The 22,612-nt window shown below is 47.0% G+C and carries 23 protein-coding genes and 1 other annotated feature; of the genes, 6 read left to right on the top strand and 17 right to left on the bottom strand.

The genetic code is table 11. The features are described 5' to 3' along the window. Positions 1-33: 33 nt before the first annotated feature. From fni to prsW, 10 genes are all read right to left on the bottom strand, one after another. On the bottom strand, positions 34-1,086 hold the full coding sequence (fni, locus tag ACFYU8_RS01425; RefSeq protein ID WP_390296503.1) for a type 2 isopentenyl-diphosphate Delta-isomerase: 1,053 nt from the start codon (positions 1,084-1,086) through the stop codon (positions 34-36). Between the two features lie 76 nt (positions 1,087-1,162). After that, positions 1,163-2,335, bottom strand: coding sequence for a 30S ribosomal protein S1 (rpsA, locus tag ACFYU8_RS01420; RefSeq protein WP_390296505.1), 1,173 nt, complete (start codon positions 2,333-2,335; stop codon positions 1,163-1,165). A 196-nt stretch (positions 2,336-2,531) separates the two neighbouring features. Then, on the bottom strand, positions 2,532-3,125 hold the full coding sequence (locus ACFYU8_RS01415) for a lysophospholipid acyltransferase family protein (RefSeq protein WP_390296507.1): 594 nt from the start codon (positions 3,123-3,125) through the stop codon (positions 2,532-2,534). After that, the gene (gene cmk, locus ACFYU8_RS01410; RefSeq protein WP_390296509.1) at positions 3,122-3,793 is read right to left on the bottom strand and encodes a (d)CMP kinase; all 672 of its coding nucleotides are present in this window, start codon (positions 3,791-3,793) and stop codon (positions 3,122-3,124) included. The genes ACFYU8_RS01415 and cmk overlap by 4 nt, the downstream gene beginning before the upstream one ends. A gap of 208 nt (positions 3,794-4,001) precedes the next feature. Next, positions 4,002-4,193, bottom strand: coding sequence for a hypothetical protein (locus ACFYU8_RS01405; protein WP_391365106.1), 192 nt, complete (start codon positions 4,191-4,193; stop codon positions 4,002-4,004). Between the two features lie 16 nt (positions 4,194-4,209). Beyond that, complete coding sequence (locus ACFYU8_RS01400) at positions 4,210-4,893, bottom strand: flagellar brake protein (protein ID WP_390296513.1); 684 nt, start codon at positions 4,891-4,893, stop codon at positions 4,210-4,212. A gap of 113 nt (positions 4,894-5,006) precedes the next feature. Then, the gene (gene ypeB, locus ACFYU8_RS01395) at positions 5,007-6,374 is read right to left on the bottom strand and encodes a germination protein YpeB (RefSeq protein WP_390296515.1); all 1,368 of its coding nucleotides are present in this window, start codon (positions 6,372-6,374) and stop codon (positions 5,007-5,009) included. Between the two features lie 32 nt (positions 6,375-6,406). After that, entirely contained in the window at positions 6,407-6,937 is a 531-nt protein-coding gene (locus ACFYU8_RS01390; RefSeq protein ID WP_390296517.1) for a cell wall hydrolase, read from the bottom strand. Between the two features lie 155 nt (positions 6,938-7,092). Continuing rightward, positions 7,093-7,251, bottom strand: coding sequence for a hypothetical protein (locus ACFYU8_RS01385; RefSeq protein WP_390296519.1), 159 nt, complete (start codon positions 7,249-7,251; stop codon positions 7,093-7,095). Between the two features lie 20 nt (positions 7,252-7,271). Continuing rightward, positions 7,272-7,946, bottom strand: coding sequence for a glutamic-type intramembrane protease PrsW (gene prsW / locus ACFYU8_RS01380; protein ID WP_390296521.1), 675 nt, complete (start codon positions 7,944-7,946; stop codon positions 7,272-7,274). An 82-nt stretch (positions 7,947-8,028) separates the two neighbouring features. Here prsW and ACFYU8_RS01375 point away from each other — a divergent pair, with 82 nt between their 5' ends. Beyond that, positions 8,029-9,000 carry an asparaginase gene (locus ACFYU8_RS01375; RefSeq protein ID WP_390296523.1) on the top strand — a complete coding sequence of 324 codons (972 nt, stop codon included), beginning with the start codon at positions 8,029-8,031 and terminating at the stop codon, positions 8,998-9,000. A 639-nt stretch (positions 9,001-9,639) separates the two neighbouring features. Here the strand turns inward: ACFYU8_RS01375 and ACFYU8_RS01370 are convergent. Next, complete coding sequence (locus ACFYU8_RS01370; RefSeq protein WP_390296525.1) at positions 9,640-10,929, bottom strand: Glu/Leu/Phe/Val family dehydrogenase; 1,290 nt, start codon at positions 10,927-10,929, stop codon at positions 9,640-9,642. Between the two features lie 311 nt (positions 10,930-11,240). Here ACFYU8_RS01370 and ACFYU8_RS01365 point away from each other — a divergent pair, with 311 nt between their 5' ends. Then, the gene (locus ACFYU8_RS01365; RefSeq protein WP_390296527.1) at positions 11,241-11,984 is read left to right on the top strand and encodes a PIG-L deacetylase family protein; all 744 of its coding nucleotides are present in this window, start codon (positions 11,241-11,243) and stop codon (positions 11,982-11,984) included. A 72-nt stretch (positions 11,985-12,056) separates the two neighbouring features. On the opposite strand, the gene ACFYU8_RS01360 is transcribed toward ACFYU8_RS01365, so the two are convergent. From ACFYU8_RS01360 to ACFYU8_RS01335, 6 genes are all read right to left on the bottom strand, one after another. After that, on the bottom strand, positions 12,057-12,656 hold the full coding sequence (locus ACFYU8_RS01360; protein WP_007723994.1) for a genetic competence negative regulator: 600 nt from the start codon (positions 12,654-12,656) through the stop codon (positions 12,057-12,059). Between the two features lie 373 nt (positions 12,657-13,029). Beyond that, positions 13,030-13,944 carry an NAD(P)/FAD-dependent oxidoreductase gene (locus ACFYU8_RS01355; protein WP_390296529.1) on the bottom strand — a complete coding sequence of 305 codons (915 nt, stop codon included), beginning with the start codon at positions 13,942-13,944 and terminating at the stop codon, positions 13,030-13,032. A 50-nt stretch (positions 13,945-13,994) separates the two neighbouring features. Next, on the bottom strand, positions 13,995-14,669 hold the full coding sequence (locus ACFYU8_RS01350; protein ID WP_390296531.1) for a LysM peptidoglycan-binding domain-containing protein: 675 nt from the start codon (positions 14,667-14,669) through the stop codon (positions 13,995-13,997). Further along, positions 14,666-15,244, bottom strand: a complete 579-nt coding sequence (locus ACFYU8_RS01345; protein WP_390296533.1) for a CPBP family intramembrane glutamic endopeptidase — start codon at positions 15,242-15,244, stop codon at positions 14,666-14,668. Before ACFYU8_RS01345 ends, ACFYU8_RS01350 begins: the two co-directional genes overlap by 4 nt. A 16-nt stretch (positions 15,245-15,260) precedes the next feature. Further along, the gene (locus ACFYU8_RS01340; RefSeq protein WP_390296535.1) at positions 15,261-16,772 is read right to left on the bottom strand and encodes a RecQ family ATP-dependent DNA helicase; all 1,512 of its coding nucleotides are present in this window, start codon (positions 16,770-16,772) and stop codon (positions 15,261-15,263) included. After that, on the bottom strand, positions 16,769-17,884 hold the full coding sequence (locus tag ACFYU8_RS01335; RefSeq protein ID WP_390296537.1) for a YpbB family protein: 1,116 nt from the start codon (positions 17,882-17,884) through the stop codon (positions 16,769-16,771). Before ACFYU8_RS01335 ends, ACFYU8_RS01340 begins: the two co-directional genes overlap by 4 nt. 81 nt (positions 17,885-17,965) lie before the next feature. On the opposite strand from ACFYU8_RS01335, the gene ACFYU8_RS01330 reads away from it, so the two are divergent. The 4 genes from ACFYU8_RS01330 to serA all read left to right on the top strand — a co-directional run bounded on the left by ACFYU8_RS01330 (position 17,966) and on the right by serA (position 22,609). Further along, positions 17,966-18,877, top strand: a complete 912-nt coding sequence (locus ACFYU8_RS01330) for a hypothetical protein (protein WP_390296539.1) — start codon at positions 17,966-17,968, stop codon at positions 18,875-18,877. Between the two features lie 103 nt (positions 18,878-18,980). Beyond that, positions 18,981-19,187 carry a ferredoxin gene (locus ACFYU8_RS01325; protein WP_007724004.1) on the top strand — a complete coding sequence of 69 codons (207 nt, stop codon included), beginning with the start codon at positions 18,981-18,983 and terminating at the stop codon, positions 19,185-19,187. Between the two features lie 372 nt (positions 19,188-19,559). After that, positions 19,560-19,808, top strand: a binding site (T-box leader). Between the two features lie 70 nt (positions 19,809-19,878). Continuing rightward, a complete protein-coding gene (locus ACFYU8_RS01320; RefSeq protein WP_390296541.1) occupies positions 19,879-21,033 on the top strand; it encodes a pyridoxal-phosphate-dependent aminotransferase family protein in 1,155 nt (384 codons plus the stop codon). Then, the gene (serA, locus tag ACFYU8_RS01315) at positions 21,026-22,609 is read left to right on the top strand and encodes a phosphoglycerate dehydrogenase (protein ID WP_390296543.1); all 1,584 of its coding nucleotides are present in this window, start codon (positions 21,026-21,028) and stop codon (positions 22,607-22,609) included. The genes ACFYU8_RS01320 and serA overlap by 8 nt, the downstream gene beginning before the upstream one ends. Positions 22,610-22,612 lie beyond the last annotated feature (3 nt).

Genomic DNA, 22,612 nt, shown 5'->3' with positions numbered 1-22,612 from the left:
GGAAATTTCATGAATCGAATGCTCGTCCACTAACTAACGTTGCGCCAGTCTCTCCAGTTGCCTATGACGAAGCCTAGCTCTCTCCGCTGTTTTTCCTGTAATCATAACAGGAGTACAAACCGCGTCTGCCAGACATTTCATTCCGAGTGCCGTCATCGCCACACGAATTTGATAATGCCATCTATCTACAGTGGCCAAACAGTCTTCCAGAGATTCACGTTGAACCAGACGCAGCATTGCCCCTGCCATCCCGACAGCGGACGCGCCTAAGGAAGCGGCTTTGACAACATCCAGTCCATGACGAACACCTCCCGTTGCTATGTACGACATTCCTGGATGACCGGCAGCATCCGCCTCCAGCAAGCTCTCCACAGTCGTAAATCCCCAATCCTCAAACATCGCGTGAGGGTGATCACTTCGCATATTTTCCACTTGAGCAAAATTTGTTCCGCCTCGTCCACCCACATCAATTGTTCTGATCCCGATTTCCATTAACTTCTCGATTGATTCCTTCGCCATGCCAAAACCTACTTCTTTGACAATGACCGGCACATTCAGACTCTCCCTAATCGCTTGAATACGCTCGAGATAGCCGCGAAAATCCCGATCCCCCTCAGGCATCAACAGCTCTTGCATGACATTCAGATGGATTTGTAGTCCGTTCGCTTCTATCATCTCCACTGCTGCTGTTGCCTGCTCCACTGTCGCCTCCGCCCCAACGTTTGCAAACAAGATCCCCTGTGGATGTTCCCGTCTGACAATCCGATAGCTATCCATAACCTCTGGATCACGCAGAGCGGCCATTTGTGAGCCAACAGCCATAGCCAGATTGCGTTCCCTTGCAATCATCGCCAGTTTTTGATTGATCTGCGTAGTCGCACCTGCTCCGCCCGTCATCGCATTGATCAAAATCGGTGAGGAGAGTCGCAAGGATGCGATCTCGGTGTCCAGTGAGGTTTCAGTTAGCGCTGTATTCGGCAAGCTGTTCGGAACAAAGCTAACATCATCAAAGCTATTCGCACCATCTTCCCCGCTGACAAGAGCATTTCGAATATGGTCTAGTTTTCTAATCGAACGACGATCCATTGTACCCCTCCTAGACTTTCACTCCCAGAAAAAAGGGATACGCCAGAGCGTATCCCCATGAATTCTGCTTTTTATCTTACTTGAACTTGTCTTTCAGATCACCGAACAACTCGCCCAATGTCACTCCCATTGGTTGGTTGTTTTCTTGCGTGAATTGTTGCTGTTCACGCTTGCTCGCACGCTCTGCCTGTTCCACACGGTCTTCTTCTACTGCACGGATACTGAGGCTAATGCGTTGTTCTTGTGGAACAACGTCCAATACTTTCACCTGTACATCTTGGCCCTCTTTCAACACCTCACTTGGTGTATTCACCCGGCGGTTTGCAATTTGGGAGATGTGTACAAGGCCTTCGATTCCAGGAGCCAGCTCAATAAATGCACCGAAGGACACCAAACGTTTTACAGTACCATTCAAAATAGAGCCCGCTTTGAAATCTTCAGCAACGTTCGCCCATGGACCTGCTTGCGTTTCCTTGATGCTAAGGCCAATGCGCTCGTTTTCACGGTCAATTTTGAGGACCTTCACTTGTACCTTGTCGCCTTCCTTCACAACATCGGACGGCTTATCAACACGGTTCCAAGCAAGTTCAGATACGTGAACCAATCCATCAACACCACCGATATCCACGAATACACCGAAATCGGTCATGCGCTGAACCGTTCCTTCCAATACTTGACCCACTTGGATTTTATCGATAATGGATTGCTTTTGCACTTTTACTTCGTCTTCCAAAACTGCTTTATGGGACAGGATAACTTTATTCTTTTCCTTATCCATTTCTACTACTTTCAAAGCCAACGTTTTGCCTTTGTAATCGGAGAAATCTTCAACGAAATGACGCTCTACCATGGAAGCCGGAATGAAGCCGCGTACGCCTACATCAACAACCAGTCCGCCCTTCACTACTTCTTTCACAGTCGCTTCGATGATTTCACCAGCTTGCATTTTTTGCTCAAGATCAGACCAAGAGGATTCCATCGCTACCGCTTTCTTGGAAACAACGAGCTCTTCTTTCTCATCGTTTAGCTTAATGACCTTCACTTCGAAAGTATCACCAACCGCTACTACATCAGATACCTTTTCAACATGCAGTGGAGACAGTTCGCTGATAGGAATCAGACCATCGTACTTGTAACCTAGATCTACAAGCGCTTGTTTGTCCTCAACTTTTGTTACGGTTGCTTTTACGACATCTCCTACGGAAATGGTTGTTGCATCCGTCAAGCTTACGTTCGTTTCTTCCATCATTCAAAAGACCTCCTTAATACCATCCAGTCCCAAACGTCTATGTACAGGTTGTGTACAGGTTGTGTACAACCTCGCTACACGAAGCGGGAGCATGTATATTTTTAACTGTCGCCTGATGGCTGGCAGTTAGTACTGATGAAGCCAGTAAGTTCCAGCAGATTTAGTATTCGTCCCTTTAGCAATTCTATACCGTTTGCTAAGAGAGATGCTGGTTCCGTAATTGCTTGATGTGCTCCATAATCAGATCGCTCGCTTCCTTCAACGTATCAGCGCTTGATTTGGCCTCACGTAGATACGTCAGATCGATCGGTTTTCCGTAAACGATCTTAATGGAACGAAACGGTCGATATGGCCCGATAATGGCTACCGGAATGACCGCGGCTTCTGACTTGAGAGCAAACATCGCCACTCCGGGCATCGCTTCTCCTGGTTCCCCTGTTTTGCTGCGGGTTCCCTCCGGAAAAATTCCAAAGATTTTTCCATCTTCCAGCAATTTGAGAGTCGTGCGAATGGCCGCACGATCTCCTGCACCCCGTTTGACCGGAAATGCACCGAATTTGGTAATGAGAAAGGATAAGACCGGAATTTTGAAAAGCTCTTCTTTGGCCATGAAATGAACCTGACGCTCGATGCCACTCCCTAGAAGAGGTGGGTCCCATAACGAAATATGGTTGGCACAAAGGATCACTGGGCCTTCCTTAGGTATATGTTCACGCCCGATCACTTGCCAACGATAGACAAGCGAAAAAATTATGCGAAAAAAACCTCTGAATAAACGATAGTAACTCAATGGGTTGACTCTCCCGTTCGCTCGCAGATTTGCAAGATGTGATCGACCACCTGATCAATGGTCATTCCTGTTGTGTCTACCAAAACGGCATCTTCCGCCTGGCGCAACGGTGCCACTTCTCTCTGCATGTCCCGTCGATCTCGCTCTCCGATTTCTTTTTCCAGCTCAGCCAAGTCTGTCTGGGTACCTTTTGCGAGTAGTTCCTTCCAGCGGCGTTCTGCACGCTCTTGGATAGAGGCCGTCAAAAATATCTTCACATCTGCATCAGGCAAAACATGAGTACCGATATCTCTGCCGTCCATGACGACATTGCCTTGAGTCGCCAATCGTCGCTGGAGCACAAGCATTTGTTCACGTACGGAACCGTAGCTCGCTACAATGGAGGCGTACTGGCTCACTTCTGTGGAACGTATCCAGCTTGTGACATCGATTTCATTCCAGTATACATGTTGCTGTCCGTTTTCCCGAACCAGTTGAATCTTGTTTTTTTGCAAAAGTTCGGAAACTGTAGACTCATCGTTGATAGGGAGCTGATGATGGTGGACTGCCCAAGCGAGGGCACGATACATGGCACCCGTGTCAATGTACACGTATTCCAGTTGTCCCGCTACTTTTTGGGCGACAGTGCTCTTGCCTGCTCCCGCTGGTCCATCAATGGCAATGTTCATTACTTCTCACCTGCTATGTACGTTAGTTCGGATGGGAATAAAACAAGAAAAGCTTCTGTCGAAGCCCTTTCCCATTCTTTGTGTGTTGAAAAACGCGATTGCGTTTTTCGAATTTGGCTGTGACCACTAGCGGTCTATAAAAAACGATCCAGGACCGTTTTCTATGTTATCTATAATAGTACCATAGTATGGAAGCATGCGCAAACCTTTAGGGCTCTCTGGACACGCCTTCCAAGCGCTCTGTTTCGATTAATACTAGTCTTGCGGGTACGTACTGAACGAGGATTTCGCCTATAGTCAGTACAATCGCGCATATGACAATTCCAATCATGATGCCTTTTTCTACCCGTTTGGAAAAGCTGCGAAAACGATCGTTGTACTGACTGGTCAATAGGGTCACTTCCTCTGATGAGGCGTCAATCCACAACGCCTTTTTTGCGAAGCTCTAGCTGTCTCTCGTAACACGCTCTAACCACTTTTGCCCGGTCTTGCTCACTGATTTGGGTGAATTTACCTGAAATCCATTGGTGCAAACCTTTTTCTTCAGCCGGTTTTTGTCTGACGATTTCCATCTCAACAAATGCATGCTGGGCCTGTCCATTTTTACTTGGAAGGGCAATCCAGACATGCAAGCTGTCTTTTTCCTTCAAATGATAACTTTCCTCACAGCTAAAAGATAGCCCACCACCGCTGATATCCAGCGTTCGTGCCAAAAAATGATAGCGTCGAATCGGATCATCCAGTTTGACTGCGATGTCTACCGTGGTGTCAATTCTCAAGTAGTTTCTTCGCTGTGTACGAACGATCTCCTCTTTGGCCGGCAGTTGCAAAAGCAGTACAGGAATGTCATTGTTTTGCCTGCCGACAATCGCAGAGCGGAATTCATAGCGTGAGCCATCCTCACCAACATACCAAACCAAGCATTCCGTTCCTGGTTGAAATACCCCAGTCCGTCCAGTATTTTCGCTGGTTGGCAGTTCGATGGATGCTACATCGTCCTTCATATCGGCCACACGGCTTTTGAAAGTTTGCAGCTCCGTTTCTTCTGAGGAACTCGTGAAGTTTAGTCTGATTGTTTGTCCTATTCGCGGAAGCATCATAAAGTAAATGTTCCTCCCCTTCCCTATCACCCTTTCCATTATATACCCTTTTGTTTCGAATCAGCAAATAGGGAAAGCCGCTAAAAAACAAGCTTTCCCCATGCTTTTCAATGCTATTGTCCTTCGTTCTGTCCTGAGCCCGTTTCCATTTTCACAACTTCTTCTTCTTCTCCATTCAAGGCGTTGATGTAGATCATATACGAATTCCCTTCAAAGCTGCCTGTCATTTCCCACGTCAGCGCTTCTTTCCCATCGTTTTTCCCTTCGATGATGGCAAGGCGCTGATCCGTCACTTTTACGATCGGATTGACTTTTTTTCTTGCTTCTTCTTTCATGAGACGGGGCTGTGAAAGAATTCTCTTTTTGTGATTAAACAGATACTCTGTCGAGTTATAGGCAGTAACGTCTCCGTTGTCCAACGCAATCTCAACGACCACCCCATCTGGATAGATTCTGACTCCGTCCTGAACAGGGACAAACGTAAAGAGTGCATTGCGGTCGTAGCTGTCAATCTCGGAGACCTGCATATTCTCAAACCCGTGGTTACGCAAGAATACTCGCCCTTTTTCTTCCGCCTGCTTCATGTCCAGCTTTTCCTCGCCCACTGCACGCTCGTTCATCATCCAAACGACTTTTCCGCCGCGTTTGGTGACATCGAGGTTAACGGCTGTCTTGTGTCCTTTTGGCGTGACGCGCACACTATACGCTGAGTACTCCTGACCCTTGCCGTTCTCGTTCACTTCAACCTTCGCCTCTCCCGGCTTCATCCCGAGAAATTCCAGTGCACTCTTCTCTGCTTCTTCTTTCGTGGCTGGTTTGCCATCGATCCCTTTGATTCGCTGCTGCTTTTTCTTATCGAGACTCTGTATCCCGACGCCCCAGTCTAAATCAGGGTATTCCTGCACTTTTTTCTCAATGGTTTGGAAACCATCGATGATGGTATTGTCCTCTTTGTTATTATTTTTCGCTAATGCCGTCTCGACATCCATCCACCTCAATTGTTTGTCCATCGCGAGTGATTGGACCTTGCGCAGCTCATCTTGGATATCTTTTGCTTGTGTGTGCAGGCTCTTTAACGTCTTGTATTCACTCTGATTCAACGGTTTCTTATCCAAATCGCGTACAGCTACGCGATAGGAAAAATCAGCCACCCTCGACAGCATTTCTTCGGTTTTGCTAAACGCCATCAAGGTCAATGGGAGTTGTCCGACATCCGCTTGTGCTGCATAGGCAAGCCGCCAAACACTCGTCAAGATTGGGGTCATTTGTCTGCGGGAGTTGACCACAAGCGATTTGCCTAGCTCATCGTGCAACTTGTCCACATGATACGTGAGATCATGAAAAGCTCGTTGGTATGAGTTTTCCGCTTTGATCAGGACCGAGTTCTTCTCATTGTGCTCCTGATATCCCCACACGCCAGCCCCTATTAAGGCGACCAGGGCGACGGGAAATAAAACGCGTGCTGTTGCTCCATATACCATCCCTTGCCACTCCTCCTTTGATTACGCATCGATCATCTGCAGAAGATGTGTTTCCCGATCTTTTTGACCTGTGGCCTACTCCAAATCCAACCAGATGTTGCTGTATCCGGATTAAAATAGTACGTGCAGCCTCCTGTCGGATCCCAGCCGTTTAGTGCATTCTTCACTGCTTTCGTTGAGCTTTCATTCGGTGTAAGCCATATTTGCCCATCAGCAACTGCTGTAAAAGCGCGTGGTTCGAATATCACAGCCGAGGGCGTATCAGGAAACGAAGGGCTCTTCACGCGGTTCAATATAACGGCTGCGACAGCTACTTGCCCTTCAAATGGCTCTCCCCTTGCCTCCCCGTAAACAGCATTCGCCATGATTTTCAAATCATTGTCAGAGATTCGTGATGGATGAAAGCTGGCTTTGGTTTTGGCGGTTTGTTTCTTTGCTGCAGGTGCAGCCATCTGCTCTTCTTGTACGGCAGCTACATTCTTTTCCTTCCAGACAACCTTGTATCCACTCAAGCCCGCTGCTACCAACATCACCAACACACCTGCGATCCAGATTGTACGCATGGCTGAATCCTCCTTGGCATGTATTGAAATCTTTGCATAGTGTTAGTGGAGGAAGATTGGATTATGCATGTAAATCTGGATATAGAAAAAGACCGATGCTATTTGCATCGGCCCACATAGATTTGTCACGCTTTTTCAATTGGGAATGGAAGAGATCAGGACTCGTCAATCCGAAAGTGCTTGTCATTGTCACATAGGCACTGCTTGAACCCTGTTTCTATTTGCCCTCCAGGTTCTCGATGACCACGCAGTGTAAACTTTTCTCCACATACATGGCATTGAATTGTCACTTTTGCTCGTTCGGTTTTAAACACGTACGTCTCCTCCTTACCGTCTATTGTGGACGTGAAGAGAGATTTTTAGAACCGTAATCGTGTGCTCTTTGTACCTTTTTTAAGCCCTGCCACCACAAAACGAGCATGAATGGCAGAATCACTACCAACCAGTTTTGCACTGCCAAAAAGATCACGTTGTACAGTGCATGCAAGCCGATCGGTAAAGTAATCGACATCCATAAAAAAAGCCGCTCATGTTTGGCGTCTTTGGAAAACTTTGCCCTTCCGAGATAATAGCCCATCCACACCGCAAACAACGCATGGCTGGATACCGGCAAAAAGGCACGCCAGATGGCAATGTTTGTTCCATTGATTATGAGGTAGAACAAATTCTCCAACGTAGCAAAACCAAGAGACACCGCAACAGCATAAACAATTCCATCGTATGGCTCATCAAATTCCAAATGTTTATAAACCGTAAAATAGATGACCATCCATTTAAAAAATTCTTCTACAACAGCGGATTGGAAAACTTCCGCGACAATGCCATCCCGCCAGTTCCATTCATTCTGCATGATGTACTGGAGCACCATAATCGGTACCACCAGCAGCATCCCAAAGATAAACGACCGGATCACCATCGAAATCGGCTCCGGTTCGAGACTGTCACGCAGGTAAAAGTAACTTAAGATGGCGATACCGGGGGCAACTGCCGCGCCGATCAAAGCAATCATCTTTTATTACTCCTTTACACAAGACTATTGTTCATCGTACCATGAATACTGGTTGATGAAAACCCGCTACAGGAGAGAGATCATGTCAAAAAAAATTTTGGTAGTGAATACAGGCGGTACGATTGCCATGTCTGTCGATGACTCAGAAGGCGTAAAGCCATTGGATGATCAAGCAGTCAACAAAATCCTTCCTTTTTTAGAAAAACACGCGGACGTCACCATGAAAAATGTACTCAACCTGCCTAGCCCTCACATGACTCCTGTCATCATGAATCAGCTTCGTTTCGATATTGAGGAAGCCTTTCAACATGATCATTATGATGGCATTGTCATTACGCATGGGACCGATACGTTGGAAGAGACCGCATACTTCCTCGACTTGACTTTATCGGTTCACGTCCCGATTGTCGTGACCGGAGCCATGCGCAGCAGCAATGAACTCGGGGCTGACGGTCCCGTAAATCTCATTTCTTCCGTTCGTGCAGCTGCTAACTCCGAAAGTCTGAACAAAGGCGTTATCGTTGTTTTTAATGATGAAATTCACGCAGCACGTCACGTTACCAAAACACATACGAGTAATGTCGCTACCTTCCAATCTCCTCAATACGGACCGATTGGAACCATTGCGAAAAAAACTGTGCAATACCACCATGCTCCATTGGATCGAGAGCATTATGCCATTACCCATGCTGATGCGAATGTGCCGCTGATCAAGGCAGTTGCTGGCATGGAGCCCGCTTGGTTGCAGTTTTTATTGGAGCAATCCATTGATGGACTCGTCGTAGAGGCGTTTGGATTAGGAAATCTTCCTCCCGCCATCATCCCTACCCTCCAGCAATTACTCGACAAAGGCGTGCCCATTGTGCTCGTCTCCCGCTGCTATAACGGCCAGGTGCAGGACATCTATGACTATGAAGGTGGTGGCCGCAAACTAAAAGAGATGGGCATCATCTTCTCCAATGGTTTGAACGGTCAAAAAGCTCGTCTTAAGTTAATTGTAACGCTTCAAAAAACACGGGATTTCAAAGAGCTTCAGCAGTTATTCGACCAGTAAATAATATGACGACAGCCTCCTGCACATTAGGAGGTTTTTTCGTTTCGTTTAATGAAAATAAAGTACGTTGCTGTAGTGGTGGGAAGGAAACAGGAGAAAACGCTCAGCTTCTAGGTCCACCCCTGCGGGATTGACTGCCCGCCTCCATGCAAAAAGCGAAACCGCGGCCAAAGTGGTCCTCTCAGGATGTGTCTCAGAGGTGGCCGCTTAAGGGCGTGTTTCGCTTTTTGCATTCCGTCTCGGTCGGTGTCCCTAAGATCTTCGCTGTTTTCTCCTGTTTCCTCTACGAGCTATCCTTGTTTACCCTTGATTTAAAAGACTTAAAAGATTGAAGAATGTAATCAGATACGACAGAGAAGAATATTTCCAGACGTAGCGACTTGTGGAGTCCTACCAAGCGGAGAAGGGATGAGCGGGAAAAAGAAACGCAACCTGCTCCTACGTCGAAGCGGTTACCACTTTTGCGTTTCCCCGCGAATCCCTTCGGAGCGGACAGTCATATCCCCCAGCAGGACGGAGCCTGGAGCCTAGGCTGGAAATATTCTTCTCTCCACTACAGCCACATACTCCAATAAAAAAAGGCCCCGCCAAAGCTGGCGAAGCCATGTTTTCTCAATATATGGAGGGTTGTTTGAACAATTATACCCAACCGCGGAAGCGAGAAGCTTCAGCCATTTTACGGGCACCAACCATGTAAGCAGACAGACGCATGTCAATGCGACGAGTTTGAGACATGGAGTATACATTTTCAAACGAACGAACCATTACTTTTTCCAACTTCTCTTCTACTTCTTCTTCGGACCAGTAGTAGCCTTGGTTGTTTTGTACCCACTCGAAGTAGGAAACAGTAACACCACCAGCACTAGCCAGTACGTCTGGAACCAGTAGAAGACCACGCTCAGTCAAAATCTTAGTCGCTTCAAGAGTAGTTGGGCCATTTGCCGCTTCTACTACGATTTGCGCCTTGATGTTGTGAGCATTTGCAGCTGTGATTTGGTTTTCGATCGCTGCTGGAACCAAAATGTCGCAGTCCAGCTCAAGAAGTTCTTTGTTCGAAATCGTGTTATTGAACAGCTTCGTAACTGTACCAAAAGAATCACGACGATCCAGCAAGTAGTCAATATCCAAACCGTTCGGATCATGCAGGGCACCGTACGCATCAGAGATACCTACGACTTTCGCGCCTGCGTCATGCATGAATTTTGCCAAGTAGCTACCAGCGTTACCAAAGCCTTGAACAACTACGCGAGCACCTTTTACTTCGATGTTGCGACGCTTCGCTGCTTCACGAATGCAAATGGTTACCCCTTTTGCAGTTGCTGTTTCGCGGCCATGGGAACCACCCAAAGCAATTGGTTTACCCGTAATGAAACCAGGCGAGTCAAATTCACGGATACGGCTATATTCGTCCATCATCCATGCCATGATCTGTGAGTTCGTAAAGACGTCCGGAGCTGGAATATCTTTAGTAGGGCCCACAAGCTGGCTGATTGCGCGAACGTAACCGCGGCTCAGTCTTTCCAGTTCACGGAAGGACATTTCACGCGGGTCGCAAATGATACCGCCTTTACCACCGCCATATGGCAGGTCAACGATACCGGCTTTGAGGCTCATCCAGATAGAAAGTGCTTTAACTTCATCCTCAGTAACTTCCGGGTGGAAACGAATGCCCCCCTTGGTCGGACCAACTGCATCGTTGTGCTGTGCACGATAGCCCGTAAACACCTTTACTTCGCCGTTATCCATGCGAACCGGAATGCGTACGGTCAAAACGCGTAGCGGCTCCTTCAAGAGTTCAAACATCGATTCTTGGTAACCTAGTTTCTCCAGTGCTTCCTTGATCACCGTTTGAGTTGAATGGAGCAAGTTCAATGATTCTTGCTTTTCTTTCCCTTCGGTGCTTTCGGTTACCACGTCTTGATTACCCATTACTTACCACCTCAAAAATGTTTTCGGTCAATGCCGCCTTTAGTATACACGCTTGTATCATTTATGAGAAGCTTAAAAATGTTTTTTTTCCATTTCGAAAACGTTTTCGTGCCTTGTTTTGCATAATCATTCAATTATTTACCATTCATTTTGAAATCGCTTTTACAGATTACATTTTGTACAAACAGCTTCAAACGCACGTCCAATCATGCTTGTATTGTCCCCAAACTTACTTCTTTCATTACAGGATTAGTGAATTTATGCCATAATGGAAAAGGTAATGGTGGAAGTTTATTCATGGAGGTGTTTTTATGAAAAAAAAGTCTATTTTGTTTGTTTTTGCCCATCCCGATGATGAAACGTTTGCTTGTGGGATTTCCATTTCCAAATATAGCGAAACCAAAATGGCCAGCTCTCATCTATTGTGTGCAACAAAAGGGCAAGCTGGGAAAGCTGGTGAACCACCGTTATGCACACCGGAAGAACTCCCCCGCTTTCGCGAGCAAGAGCTTCGCGACGCTTGTGCCATACTCGGTTTCGATCAGGTAGACGTCTGGGAATACGAGGATAAGTTCCTAAACATAGTGCCCGTAGATGAGCTCGTTACTCGTATCCACCAGGCGATTCACCAGATCCAACCGGAAATCGTCGTCACGTTTGCACCACATGGCATCTCCGGACATCCTGACCATTTGGCAATTAGTCATGCTACCACCCAGGCTGTCCTTTCTTTAGTTCCAGATACGAGTGTGCGAAAGTTTTATTATGCGACTCGCTCATCCGACGAAGGATTTGGTTCGATAAAACCTCCCTTTACGGATCCAATCGAGAGCATTACTACGATCATTCACGCCCCGGAATACATGCAGAAAGTAGCAGATGCCTTGCGGGCGCACAGAACACAGCACCTATCGGTAGAGCGTGTTTTCCCTGGGGTAACAAAAGGCAAGCACGATTCTGTTCCGCCAAGCAATCATTACATATTGGCTTGGCACAACCTTCCGAACTATACCATTCAAGGTAAAGAGGCTGACTTTTTTGATGGCCTAGCATAATCTGTACAGACAGCAACAGCACCTAGTTGGTTGACTAGGTGCTGTTTTATATTCCCAGACATTTCATTTCAATTACGTGAAATGCCTGCATATTTCTTTTACAGCATCGTCGGCAACGATCACTTTCCCGTATTCTTCCAACACATAAATCGTTATCGGCGTCGCTTCTCCGTACTCAGAGAGGATCGCAATTAGCTTGTGATAACGCTCCTGATCCAAGTCGACTTCCTCCAGCACCAGATGATATTTCCCCTGGTAGAAGTAGGCAGCTCCGCCATTGGTCAAAAGGGCGTTAATGCGATGGGCGGCTTCAACCATATGCTCAAAGTCCCGGAAGGCATACATGATCAAATCGCTTTCTTCCAACGTGACCTCTAGCTCGTATACATCCTCGTCTTCGAACTCTTCTTCTTTTCCGTCCTTTGAGCCCGTCTTGCCACGCGTTACGATTACGACCATTCCCTGAGCTGGCAAGGCGAACACTTCAACTGCAACAGGCCCTGATACCTCAAATCCTAATTCGTGATAAGCCTGTTCCATCATGTCGTTGAACAGTTCATGAACTTTAGGAATGTCACGCCACATGTCTTCTTTTTCTATCCCGCGCTCTGAGAGGTCATCAAAAGTTAAAAAGATTCGTATTTTATCTTGACCAAGGCGTTCAACACGCATGACTGTCCCTCCTCGCCATCCAGTCGTACTACAAAATATGATGGTAAGCCTGTAAGAGTTCTCCACATTCTCCGGCGAATACCTGTTGGCATTCATCCATTTTTTGATGGACTGGAAAATACGGGGTAGTCCTATCATACCACATTTAGTTAATGGAACAAAGCTACCATGACACCTACGCATCATTCCCGTATCGGTCGAATTCACTTACAAAAAAAGAAACTTTGTTGTTGTCTGTCATTTCCTGCGCTTTCCCAGGAAACGTTCCACCTCATTGTTCTTCTTACCTATTTATATTTGGTCCTGCTAGTTCGGGTTCCTTCTCATTCATAAGGGTTTGTACATGAAAAAACGCCCAGAATCGGGCGTTTTTCTACGTCTCATATTCACATAGTCGCTTTTGAATCCAAATGGCCGCCTGTGTTCCATCGCCCATGGCAATCGACACTTGTTGAGAATGCTCATTGATATCTCCAACAGCCCATATGTTGGGATGATCGGTTTCTTTTGTTCGCGGATTTGTATGGATGTGGCCCTTTTCATGAATTCGCACGGAAAAACCACGTAAAAGCTCTGTTAAAGCATGGGCACCAGGAAAGGCAAGGAATGCTCTTTCTGCAAGCAATCGTTCACCTGAAGAGAGCACGATTTCTTGCAATTGCCCCGCCGTATGATGAAGGGTACATACTTCTTCCTCCCGATACAATATCCCTTTTTGGCTCAGTCCAGAGAGAGCATGCGTATCCACCTGCACTTTTGCATGGTTAATGACCGTTAACCTGTCTGTATAATAAATAAGTTCATCTGCCATCGAAACAGCGTTCTGGCCTGCTCCAATGATTGCCGTATCTTTCTCTACTGTTTCATAGCCGTCACAGTCGGGACACAAGAAGATCGATATTCCTACACAATCGGTGAAGCCAGGGATCGTTGGAAATGGATCACGAATGCCGGTCGCCAATACGAGTGTCCGTGAAGTAAGTGTATGTATGCCACTTTTCGTACCTACCGAAAATAAGCCGTTGGAGTCAATAGCAAGCTTTGTTACCTCGTCTGCAATAAAGCTAGCGCCGTAGTTTTGTGCTTGCTCCCTGCCTACTTGACGCAAAAAATCGCCACTAACCCCCTCCGAAAATCCGAGAATGTTTCGGTAGGCTTTGGCGACTGTTGATCGACCACCTGGCATGTCAATTACTACTACGCGTCGAAGGCATCTTGCAAGCTGGATTGCGGTTTGAAGCCCTGCAATCCCCCCACCGACAATGACCGTATCATACTCCACTCGCATCCACCTGCTTATCCTTTTCCCGATAGCATTGCCAGTGGAGCATGATCTCATTACTGAGCGAGGGGTACCAAAACAACTTTTCCTTCAACGAGGCCTGATCCTGTATGAAGCCCATTATAATTTGCGATTCGTCCTACGTTCGAATTGTTTCCATAGTACTTTCGTGACAACATAAACAACGTTTCGCCCTTCTTCACCACATGTTTTACGACCTTCGATTTTGCTGTAGGAGGGGTTGAAGCTTGTTTTCCCGGTGTAGCTGCCTTGCTGGTAGTACTCGCATTCTGGTTTGCCTTGTTTACAGGTGTACCAGTCGGAGTCTGGGGGGGAGTTGGGCTCACAGCAGGTTTCTGTACGCTTGCAGTCGCCTTCACTGCAGACTGAACTGGCTTTACTTCGATCGTTTTCGCTTTGGCAGGTGGGGTGGTCACACTTACATTGGGTTCAGGCGTCGAGGGAAGAATTACGGATACAGGCTCCTTTTCCCCTGTCTTGTTTCCTTGCGAAGTGGTACTCGTCTTATTAACCTCTTCCACTTTAACACTACCAGTAGCTGCGGACCCATGTGGGACATTGGCCCTGTACAACTCAAGACCAATTAACCCGAAAAAAACGAATCCAAACAAGAACAATCCCGGTTGAATCCACTTTTTAAACGAGAACGACGCTTTTGGGCGAGTATGACGGGAGCGTCGGGGTGGTAATGGATTATGCTCGAGATTCACTCTTCCTCCCCCTTTTTCTTGATCGTTTTTTGTAAATAAAAAGCTAACATGACGTCAATAAGGATATGAGCTACAATCGAGGGCCAAAGGGACTGATAGTGGGAAAATAATAGTCCTAAGATCCAGCTTGTACCAAATACACTTATCATCATGAGCGGTTTTTTCAAATAACGTACGTGGATCAGTGTAAAAATAAGACTGCTCCAAAAATTCCCGGTAAGCGATTGAATGACTCCACGGAATAGCCATTCCTCTCCCACCCCTACTACCATACAGACGAGAATTGTGGTGGATGGTAACATGGCCCCAAAAACTTTTTCATTAATACTGCCATCATCTTGCCATCGCTTGGGCAAGTAACGATCCATCGCAATACTCGCGATGATAATGCCTGCTGCTACAGACATGGCCCACAGCACGGCAATCCAACCTGGCAAAGTAAACAAGGAAAGGGTAGCATCCCAGCCCAGTACCAATAAGCTACCGGCGGCAGCCACTCCCATCACGATTCCTTGTGTCAACCATAGATTCAGCCGAAGAGTGGCTTCATCCACCTCTAGCCGATCTTCCCTCACTCGATGTTTCTCTCCTTTATTGGTTCGGCAAAAGAGTGTTTAACGCCTGCCGCAAATTCCATTTGATTTGTTCATTCTTTACGATTGCATTGTCATTCGTTTGGAAGTAGGCATCCTTCGTTAGACCGCATTTCTTACAGCAGTACAGATCAAATTGATGATCATTTTCTTTGAAATACGTATTGATGCTCGCACGCAAACAGTTTTCTCCTCGTACGTAAGACACCATTTCTGCCAGTTTTCTTTGTTTAAAGCTTTTTCTTTTTTCCGTTTCCTGCCAAATGATTTGAGCCTTCGGATACGACTCTCCCGCAGCGGCAACTTCGTATGAGGCCAGCACCCTTTCCACATAAAAGGCAAGAAGTGCGCCCATTTCTTCGGATATATCCGACATCGCCAAGGCCTCATTCGTCAAGGGTACTCCGGAATTGCACAACTGCTCGTACTTCTGAACTTGCGCTTGTGTCGGGTACTCCTTCTCCAGCATGTGCTGATGAATCTGCAAATCGTCCCACGAAAATAAAAGCAGCGCATACCCTGGCTTGCCGTCACGACCGATCCGCCCGATTTCTTGTGCGTATGCCTCCAGACTCGCTGGCATCTGATAATGGATGACGTAGCGTATATCTGGCTTGTCGATTCCCATACCAAATGCATTGGTTGCAATAATAACATCCAGCTCTCCCGCAAGAAATTGGGACTGGATCAGCATTCTCTCCATGCTATTCATGCCGCCGTGGTACCCGTAAACGCGTTTTTTTCCATCGAGTTGATAAGAGGCTGCCAACACATCTACAGCTTGTCTCGTGCTGCAGTAAACGATCCCAGGGCCCTGCAAACGATCTATCTGATCAAATACATAAGAACGCCTGTCACTTTCCTCCGCAACTTCAACCAGATCATAGGCGATATTAGCCCGATTAAGCGACTGCAACTCGACGTCTTCCTTTTCAATGGAAAACAAGCTGCAAATTTCCTCACGAACAGTCGCCGTCGCAGTTGCCGTCACAGCCAGAACAGGCGGTGCTCCCAATTGTTTCACGACTTCCGGCAATCGCAAGTAATCCGTACGAAAGTCATGTCCCCATTGCGAGATGCAATGCGCTTCATCTATAGCGATCAGAGACACCCTCGCCCGCTTTAACACTTGTTGAACATAGGGCTGTTGAAGCTTTTCCGGAGAAACATACAACAGCTTGTACGCGCCTTCCGATAGCCCTTTTAAGATTTCACGGGACTCTGTCGGATCCTGCATGCTGTTCAAATAGGTAGCCTGAATTTTTTTTCGTGCTCGAAGCTGCTGCACCTGATCAACCATCAAAGAGATTAATGGGGAAACCACGACGGTCAGACCCGGCAAAAGCAATGCTGGCAGCTGATACGTCACTGATTTCCCACCACCTGTTGCTAATAACCCGAGAACACTTCGTCCACGCAACAGACGTTCAATAATGGACTCCTGACCGGGGCGAAATGAGTCGTATCCAAAATGCAGCTTTAATCTATCGTACATGAGCTCTTTATTCATTTTGCCCCCCTTGTCGCGCGTGCCAGTGCCAATCGGATTTGCAAATACGTTACTGTCGCTTCCAATTGATCCTTGATAAGCCGGAGTCTGCTAGTATCGAGGCGCTCACTTGTCTCCACGATCTCTTTAGCCAGCTCATTTGGCAAATACGTTGTCATGTCCCATTCCGGACAGCGCAGGGCAATCTCTACCAAATGATCTTCTATCGTACTTTCTTTCATTTGTCGTTTCTTCGCTATTTCTTTTTTATCACAGCCAGTCTGAAGAAGTGCGTATGTACGAGCAGCACTTTCGGTTAGACGTGAATCCAGCTTGTGCGTTTCTGTAACGAGTTTTGATAAAAGAGGAAAATGATTGCTCTTCGCAAGCAGCGTCTGTATCGAAGCGCCAAGTCCGTATCGAAATTGCAGCGTGAGATAGCTACGACTCGTTTGGCGAATCTCTGCTACTTGCCCCATGGTCTTGCCCACTTGTCCTGCGCCTGACAGTTGACAAAACAAAAGCTCCTGCACACCTTCATCCAAGGGCTCCCACAGTCGATATAGCTCGTCAGACAATTGCTGTTTCCATGCATTTCGCATGGCCCCATCTGCCAATTGTTTTTTTACCCAACGCTGTGCTGTCTTATCCGCAACGACCGGAATGAAGCCGAGATCACCATGATGCATTTGCGAGATCGTCTGCACCATAAGATGAAGCCTGCTCCAAAATGGTTCGATTCGCTCCGCCAAATCGGACTGTGTAAAAGGTGCGAACCATACTTCAAACCGATATGTTTGGTACGTATGTTTGGCATGCTGCAATCCTATATCAGAAAAGGTAAATGTCGGCTTCGAGTTCGTTCCAACTGCATCAACAGGTAAAATCCAGCCTGCCTGAAATAAAGTTGAAACTATTTTCTCCCAATGCTCTCTTGGAAAACGAGAAAACATCCGATAATACGGATAAAGGGTATACAAATGCACATCTTGCAGTGTCTGATTGGCTTTTCTGCCACGCAGTATGTAGTAGGCTGATTGCAGCGTTCGTTCATTGGCCAGAGGTAACATGGCATTCAAGGCGACCGCACATAAAAGGTCCTGCTCCTCTGCCGCACTGTTCCGACTGTTCATTGGTACTCCTTACATCATTCTATATTTTGCAAAGCTTTAAAGTAAGCGAAGTAAACTGCATCATTGGATTTGGAGGATGGTATGACAAAACGATTGAAAAAAACTGAATTTATGATGGCGTATATGATCATCATAACACTTGCATGCACGGTTGGTGGATTTTTTTTCGGGGCCCATTATATGAAGACACAATTGGAGTCGGAACAAGCCGCCGTACTCGAAGCTGAGAAAAAGGAAGCCGAAAAAGAAAAACTGCTACGTGAGCAAAAGCTGTACAACGAACAGGACTTTATCCGATTTTACTATGCCGTTTATGCACCGATGCTTGATCTGAAGCAAGCGCATTTTAATACGATGGATAAATGGAATCAAATGAACGAAAGTGAACGGAAGGATGGCTTGAAGCAGCTCGGCAAAGTAGCTGACCAGACAAAGAAAGAGCTGGAGAAAAACGTTCCATTGCCGACGTCACCCATGTTAAGACAAGCTCACGCCACTTTTACGAACAGTGTACGGGCGTATTTGGATAGTATGGAGCAGATTCGTTCCGATCAAAATAATGCTACGCCTGCCTCTATCGGAGCGAATCTGACTCTTTTCCAAAATAACTGGCTAACGGCACAGGAAATGGTGTATCACTCCATCGCTTCTTGGGAATCAGCTTATGTGGTGAAGCAACCGATGCCAAAGCAAGTACCTGGAACCGTTAACACCTCGCAGTGGAAGCAGTATCCGTTTCATTACCGCACCTATCTCGCGGCTGTTGCTATGTCAGCAAGCACCCAGTGGAGCAGCTATAATCCTGAGGACCTGACTGCAAGACTTGATTTGCTCATCGCCTCTAATGAAGTTCAAGGTCTGGGTATCAAGGATTTGACCGCTGCTGTGAAGGTTTTGAATGCGACAGATGCAGTATCTGCGGGAGATTTTAAACGCTTGAATACGCAGCTCTACTCCGTGTTGAAGGCGCCTGAAATCCCTCTTTATAAGTAGTCGTACATTTTTAGACTGATTCAATCTTGAAATCTTGTCAACAAGAGCATACAATGGTCTATGATAGTGGACGTACCACTTCGGTATGGGAGGTGAAACCACGATGACTACATGGGTAGATAAAGATACTTGTATTGCTTGCGGTGCTTGTGGCGCCACGGCTCCTGACGTCTTTGATTACGACGATGAGGGCCTTGCGTTCAACAAGTTGGATGACAACGCTAACAGTGTTGAAATCCCGGATATCCTGCATGACGATGTTCGTGATGCTGCTGAAGGATGCCCGACCGACTCTATTAAAGTGGAATAGTATTCCATCTACTAATGGAAAAAGAAACCTCTTACGTACTTCGGTATGTAAGAGGTTTTTTATTTTACCCTCCCCTCCTCCACTGAACGAATGATCAATAACTTTCCGTTTCTTCTTTTGTGATTTTTCGGTAAGATAAAAACAACAGCAAAAACCGAACATTAAAATGCGTTTTTCCCATTTTTTGTGAGGTTGATATCTTAACGTTCGTGTTTTGGTCGTTTCCAAGGACTTTCAACCATAAAATTAACTATTATTCACGAACGATAACTGATATAAAATAAATAATGTTCATTTTTTCTTGTTTTTCTTCTTGACGGTGATATTTTGACGTGATATCGTAAGTACAAATCTTACGAAACACCTTATAAAACAACAGCGACGACGAAGAAACGCTGTGAATGAGAAATCCCCAGAGAGCCGATGGTTGCTGCAAATCGGCGGTTTCTCCCACGGTTAAGCACTTCTGAGCTGCTGCGTTGAAAAGTGGATTTACTATCCCAGTAGACGCAAACGGTAGATCCGTTATCTCTTATAGGTCATGTACCTACCAAGGCTCTTTTTTGAGAAAAAAAGAGCGAATGAGGGTGGCACCGCGAAGCAAAGCCTCTCGTCCCTCACTGTTCTGTAATAGGAGCAGTGTGAGAACGGGAGGTTTTTTGATATGCACATATATAGGAGGAGAGAACCCATGTTTACAGACAAAATGATTTTGAGAATCCCTGGCCCTACCCCCATTCCACCACGTGTCCAATCGGCGATGAACCAACCGATGATTGGACACCGCAGCGGCAAATTTTCCGCTCTTTTCGCCCGTACTGCTGAAAGACTGAAGCCTTACTTTGGCACGAAGCAGGACGTATACATCTTGGCAGGTAGCGGAACGAGTGCGCTGGAGATGGGTGTCGTAAACACGCTCCAACCAGGCGATGAAGCTGCCATTCTCATCAGCGGTGCATTTGGTGAGCGCTTTGCAAAAATTTGCGAGCGTTACGGTGTAATCGCCCATCGATTGGAAGTGCCTTGGGGCGAAGCCATAACGCCAGAGCTGGTTGAAGCATTCCTGCAAAAAAAGCCTCAAGTAAAAGCCGTATTCGCCACCTACTGTGAAACATCCACTGGCGTTGAAAATCCGATTGCAGACTTGGCGAAAACAATCCGCACTCATTCGGACGCCCTCTTCATTGTAGATGCGGTAAGCAACCTCGGCGCGGTTCCATGCGAAATGGACGCTTGGGGTGTCGATATCGTGGTAACCGGCTCGCAAAAAGCTTTCATGCTGCCGACAGGCCTTGCCTTCCTCGCTGCAAGTGAACGGGCCTGGAACGTGATTGAGCAAAACAAATCGCTCGCCTTCTATTTGGACCTGAAAGCATACCGCAAGAGCTTAGCTGAACAAACAACACCGTATACGCCTGCTGTATCCCTCATTTTCGGTCTCGCCGAGGTATTGGATATGTTGGAGGAAGAAGGCTTGCCAGCTATCGTAAAGCGTCATGAGCTGATGAGAGACATGACTCGCGCAGCGATGAAAGCATTAAACATAAAACTGATGGCGGAAGATAAATACGCATCGACGACAGTTACATCTTGCGACCCTGCTGGTGTCTTTCATGCAGAAGCTCTCCGCAAAATGTTAACGCAGCAATTCAACATCACGATTGCTGGCGGTCAGCAGCACTTAAAAGGCAAGATCTTCCGTATCGGTCATATGGGCTATTGTGAGCCACTGGATGTCCTGCAAGTCATTTCTGCTATCGAAATGTCGCTTCACCAAATCGGTGCCCCAGTTGAATTGGGTGCTGGTGTAAAAGCTGCTCAGGAGGTGCTCATTGCACATGTATAAAGTACTCATTACTGACCCACTTAGCGAATTTGGAATCCAACAACTCTTGGACGCTTCTGATGTAGAGGTAGTTCGTCAGACAAACCTCTCCCCTGCCGAACTGATCGATGTAATTGGTGACTACGATGCACTGCTCGTGCGCAGCCAAACACAAGTGACAGCAGAGGTACTCACTGCCGGCAAAAAGCTGAAGGCAGTCGGTCGCGCGGGTGTTGGGGTCGATAACATTGATATCAACGCTGCAACTCAAGCAGGTATTCCCGTCATCAACGCTCCAGACGGCAACACGATCTCTACTGCAGAGCATTCGTTTGCGATGCTGATGGCTGTCGCTCGCAACATCCCTCAAGCTCACAAGAAGCTAGTAGACGGTACATGGGATCGTAAAAGCTTCCAAGGGGTTGAGTTGAACAACAAAGTACTGGGAGTTATCGGTATGGGCCGTATCGGTTCAGAGGTTGCGAAGCGCGCGAAAGCATTTGGCATGACCGTCCTGGGCTTCGATCCTTTCATGACCGAGGAACGTGCACAAAAGATGGGGGTAACCAACGCAACTGTGGATGAAATTTGCCGCAAAGCAGATTTTATTACCGTCCATACTCCGCTGACAAAGGAAACCCACCATATTATCAGCTCGCGTGAATTTGCGAAAATGAAAAATGGCGTTCGTTTGATCAACTGCGCTCGCGGGGGAATCATTGACGAGAAGGCTCTCTATGAGGCGATTACCACTGGAAAAGTCGCTGGGGCAGCTCTGGACGTTTACGAAGAAGAACCACCTGTAGACAACCCTCTCGTCGGTCTGCCACAAGTGGTAACGACACCACATCTAGGAGCATCGACGATTGAAGCACAGGAAAACGTGGCCGTAGACGTATCGGAAGAAATCCTGAAGGTTCTTCGTGACGAACCATTCAAAAACGCCGTGAATCTACCTTCGATCCCCGCACACGTGATGGAAAAAGTTCAGCCGTACTTTACGCTGGGTGAAAAGCTCGGACATTTCCTTGCCCAAGTGACGGTAGGTTCCATTTCGGAGATTTCGATTAAATATAGCGGTGAGCTGACGGATGTAGACACGTCCCCACTGACTCGCACAGTCCTCAAAGGCGTGCTGTCCTTCCGCTTGGGCGAGGAAGTCAACTATGTGAACGCCCCGATTTTGGCAAAAGTACGTGACATCACCGTAACTGAGCAAAAGGCAGCGCAAAACAAAGGCTTTACGAATTTACTGACCGTTAGCTTAAAAACGACGCAAGAGACACGTATTGTGGCTGGAACGCGACTCAATGGTTACGGTGCGCGTATCGTAAAAATTGACGACTTTGCGATTGACGTAGCACCTGAGGGCTACCTCCTCTACATTCACCATAATGACCGTCCTGGTGTGATCGGACGTGTTGGCTCCATCTTGGGTGAAAACAGCGTGAACATCGCAACGATGCAGGTAGGACGCCGTGATATCGGTGGAGACGCGATCATGATGCTCTCTGTCGACAAACCATTGACGCCTGAGCTTCTCGATACGATGGGCGAGTTGGCGGAAGTGAAAAGCGTTACACAAATCGAGCTGTAGGTT

This window comes from Brevibacillus sp. NPDC003359 (assembly GCF_042878995.1).
GTDB lineage: Bacteria > Bacillota > Bacilli > Brevibacillales > Brevibacillaceae > Brevibacillus.
The sequence above is the reverse complement of the archived record's forward strand: the minus strand, read 5'-3'. Positions and strand labels throughout refer to the sequence as shown.

Excerpts from the sequence above, each read along its gene's own strand:
- fni (WP_390296503.1), bottom strand. The coding sequence starts at position 1,086 with ATGGATCGTCGTTCGATTAGAAAACTAGACCATATTCGAAATGCTCTT.
- rpsA (WP_390296505.1), bottom strand. The coding sequence starts at position 2,335 with ATGATGGAAGAAACGAACGTAAGCTTGACGGATGCAACAACCATTTCC.
- cmk (WP_390296509.1), bottom strand. The coding sequence starts at position 3,793 with ATGAACATTGCCATTGATGGACCAGCGGGAGCAGGCAAGAGCACTGTC.
- ACFYU8_RS01400 (WP_390296513.1), bottom strand. The coding sequence starts at position 4,893 with ATGATGCTTCCGCGAATAGGACAAACAATCAGACTAAACTTCACGAGT.
- ypeB (WP_390296515.1), bottom strand. The coding sequence starts at position 6,374 with ATGGTATATGGAGCAACAGCACGCGTTTTATTTCCCGTCGCCCTGGTC.
- ACFYU8_RS01390 (WP_390296517.1), bottom strand. The coding sequence starts at position 6,937 with ATGCGTACAATCTGGATCGCAGGTGTGTTGGTGATGTTGGTAGCAGCG.
- prsW (WP_390296521.1), bottom strand. The coding sequence starts at position 7,946 with ATGATTGCTTTGATCGGCGCGGCAGTTGCCCCCGGTATCGCCATCTTA.
- ACFYU8_RS01375 (WP_390296523.1), top strand. The coding sequence starts at position 8,029 with ATGTCAAAAAAAATTTTGGTAGTGAATACAGGCGGTACGATTGCCATG.
- ACFYU8_RS01370 (WP_390296525.1), bottom strand. The coding sequence starts at position 10,929 with ATGGGTAATCAAGACGTGGTAACCGAAAGCACCGAAGGGAAAGAAAAG.
- ACFYU8_RS01365 (WP_390296527.1), top strand. The coding sequence starts at position 11,241 with ATGAAAAAAAAGTCTATTTTGTTTGTTTTTGCCCATCCCGATGATGAA.
- ACFYU8_RS01360 (WP_007723994.1), bottom strand. The coding sequence starts at position 12,656 with ATGCGTGTTGAACGCCTTGGTCAAGATAAAATACGAATCTTTTTAACT.
- ACFYU8_RS01355 (WP_390296529.1), bottom strand. The coding sequence starts at position 13,944 with ATGCGAGTGGAGTATGATACGGTCATTGTCGGTGGGGGGATTGCAGGG.
- ACFYU8_RS01340 (WP_390296535.1), bottom strand. The coding sequence starts at position 16,772 with ATGAATAAAGAGCTCATGTACGATAGATTAAAGCTGCATTTTGGATAC.
- ACFYU8_RS01335 (WP_390296537.1), bottom strand. The coding sequence starts at position 17,884 with ATGAACAGTCGGAACAGTGCGGCAGAGGAGCAGGACCTTTTATGTGCG.
- ACFYU8_RS01330 (WP_390296539.1), top strand. The coding sequence starts at position 17,966 with ATGACAAAACGATTGAAAAAAACTGAATTTATGATGGCGTATATGATC.
- ACFYU8_RS01325 (WP_007724004.1), top strand. The coding sequence starts at position 18,981 with ATGACTACATGGGTAGATAAAGATACTTGTATTGCTTGCGGTGCTTGT.
- ACFYU8_RS01320 (WP_390296541.1), top strand. The coding sequence starts at position 19,879 with ATGTTTACAGACAAAATGATTTTGAGAATCCCTGGCCCTACCCCCATT.
- serA (WP_390296543.1), top strand. The coding sequence starts at position 21,026 with ATGTATAAAGTACTCATTACTGACCCACTTAGCGAATTTGGAATCCAA.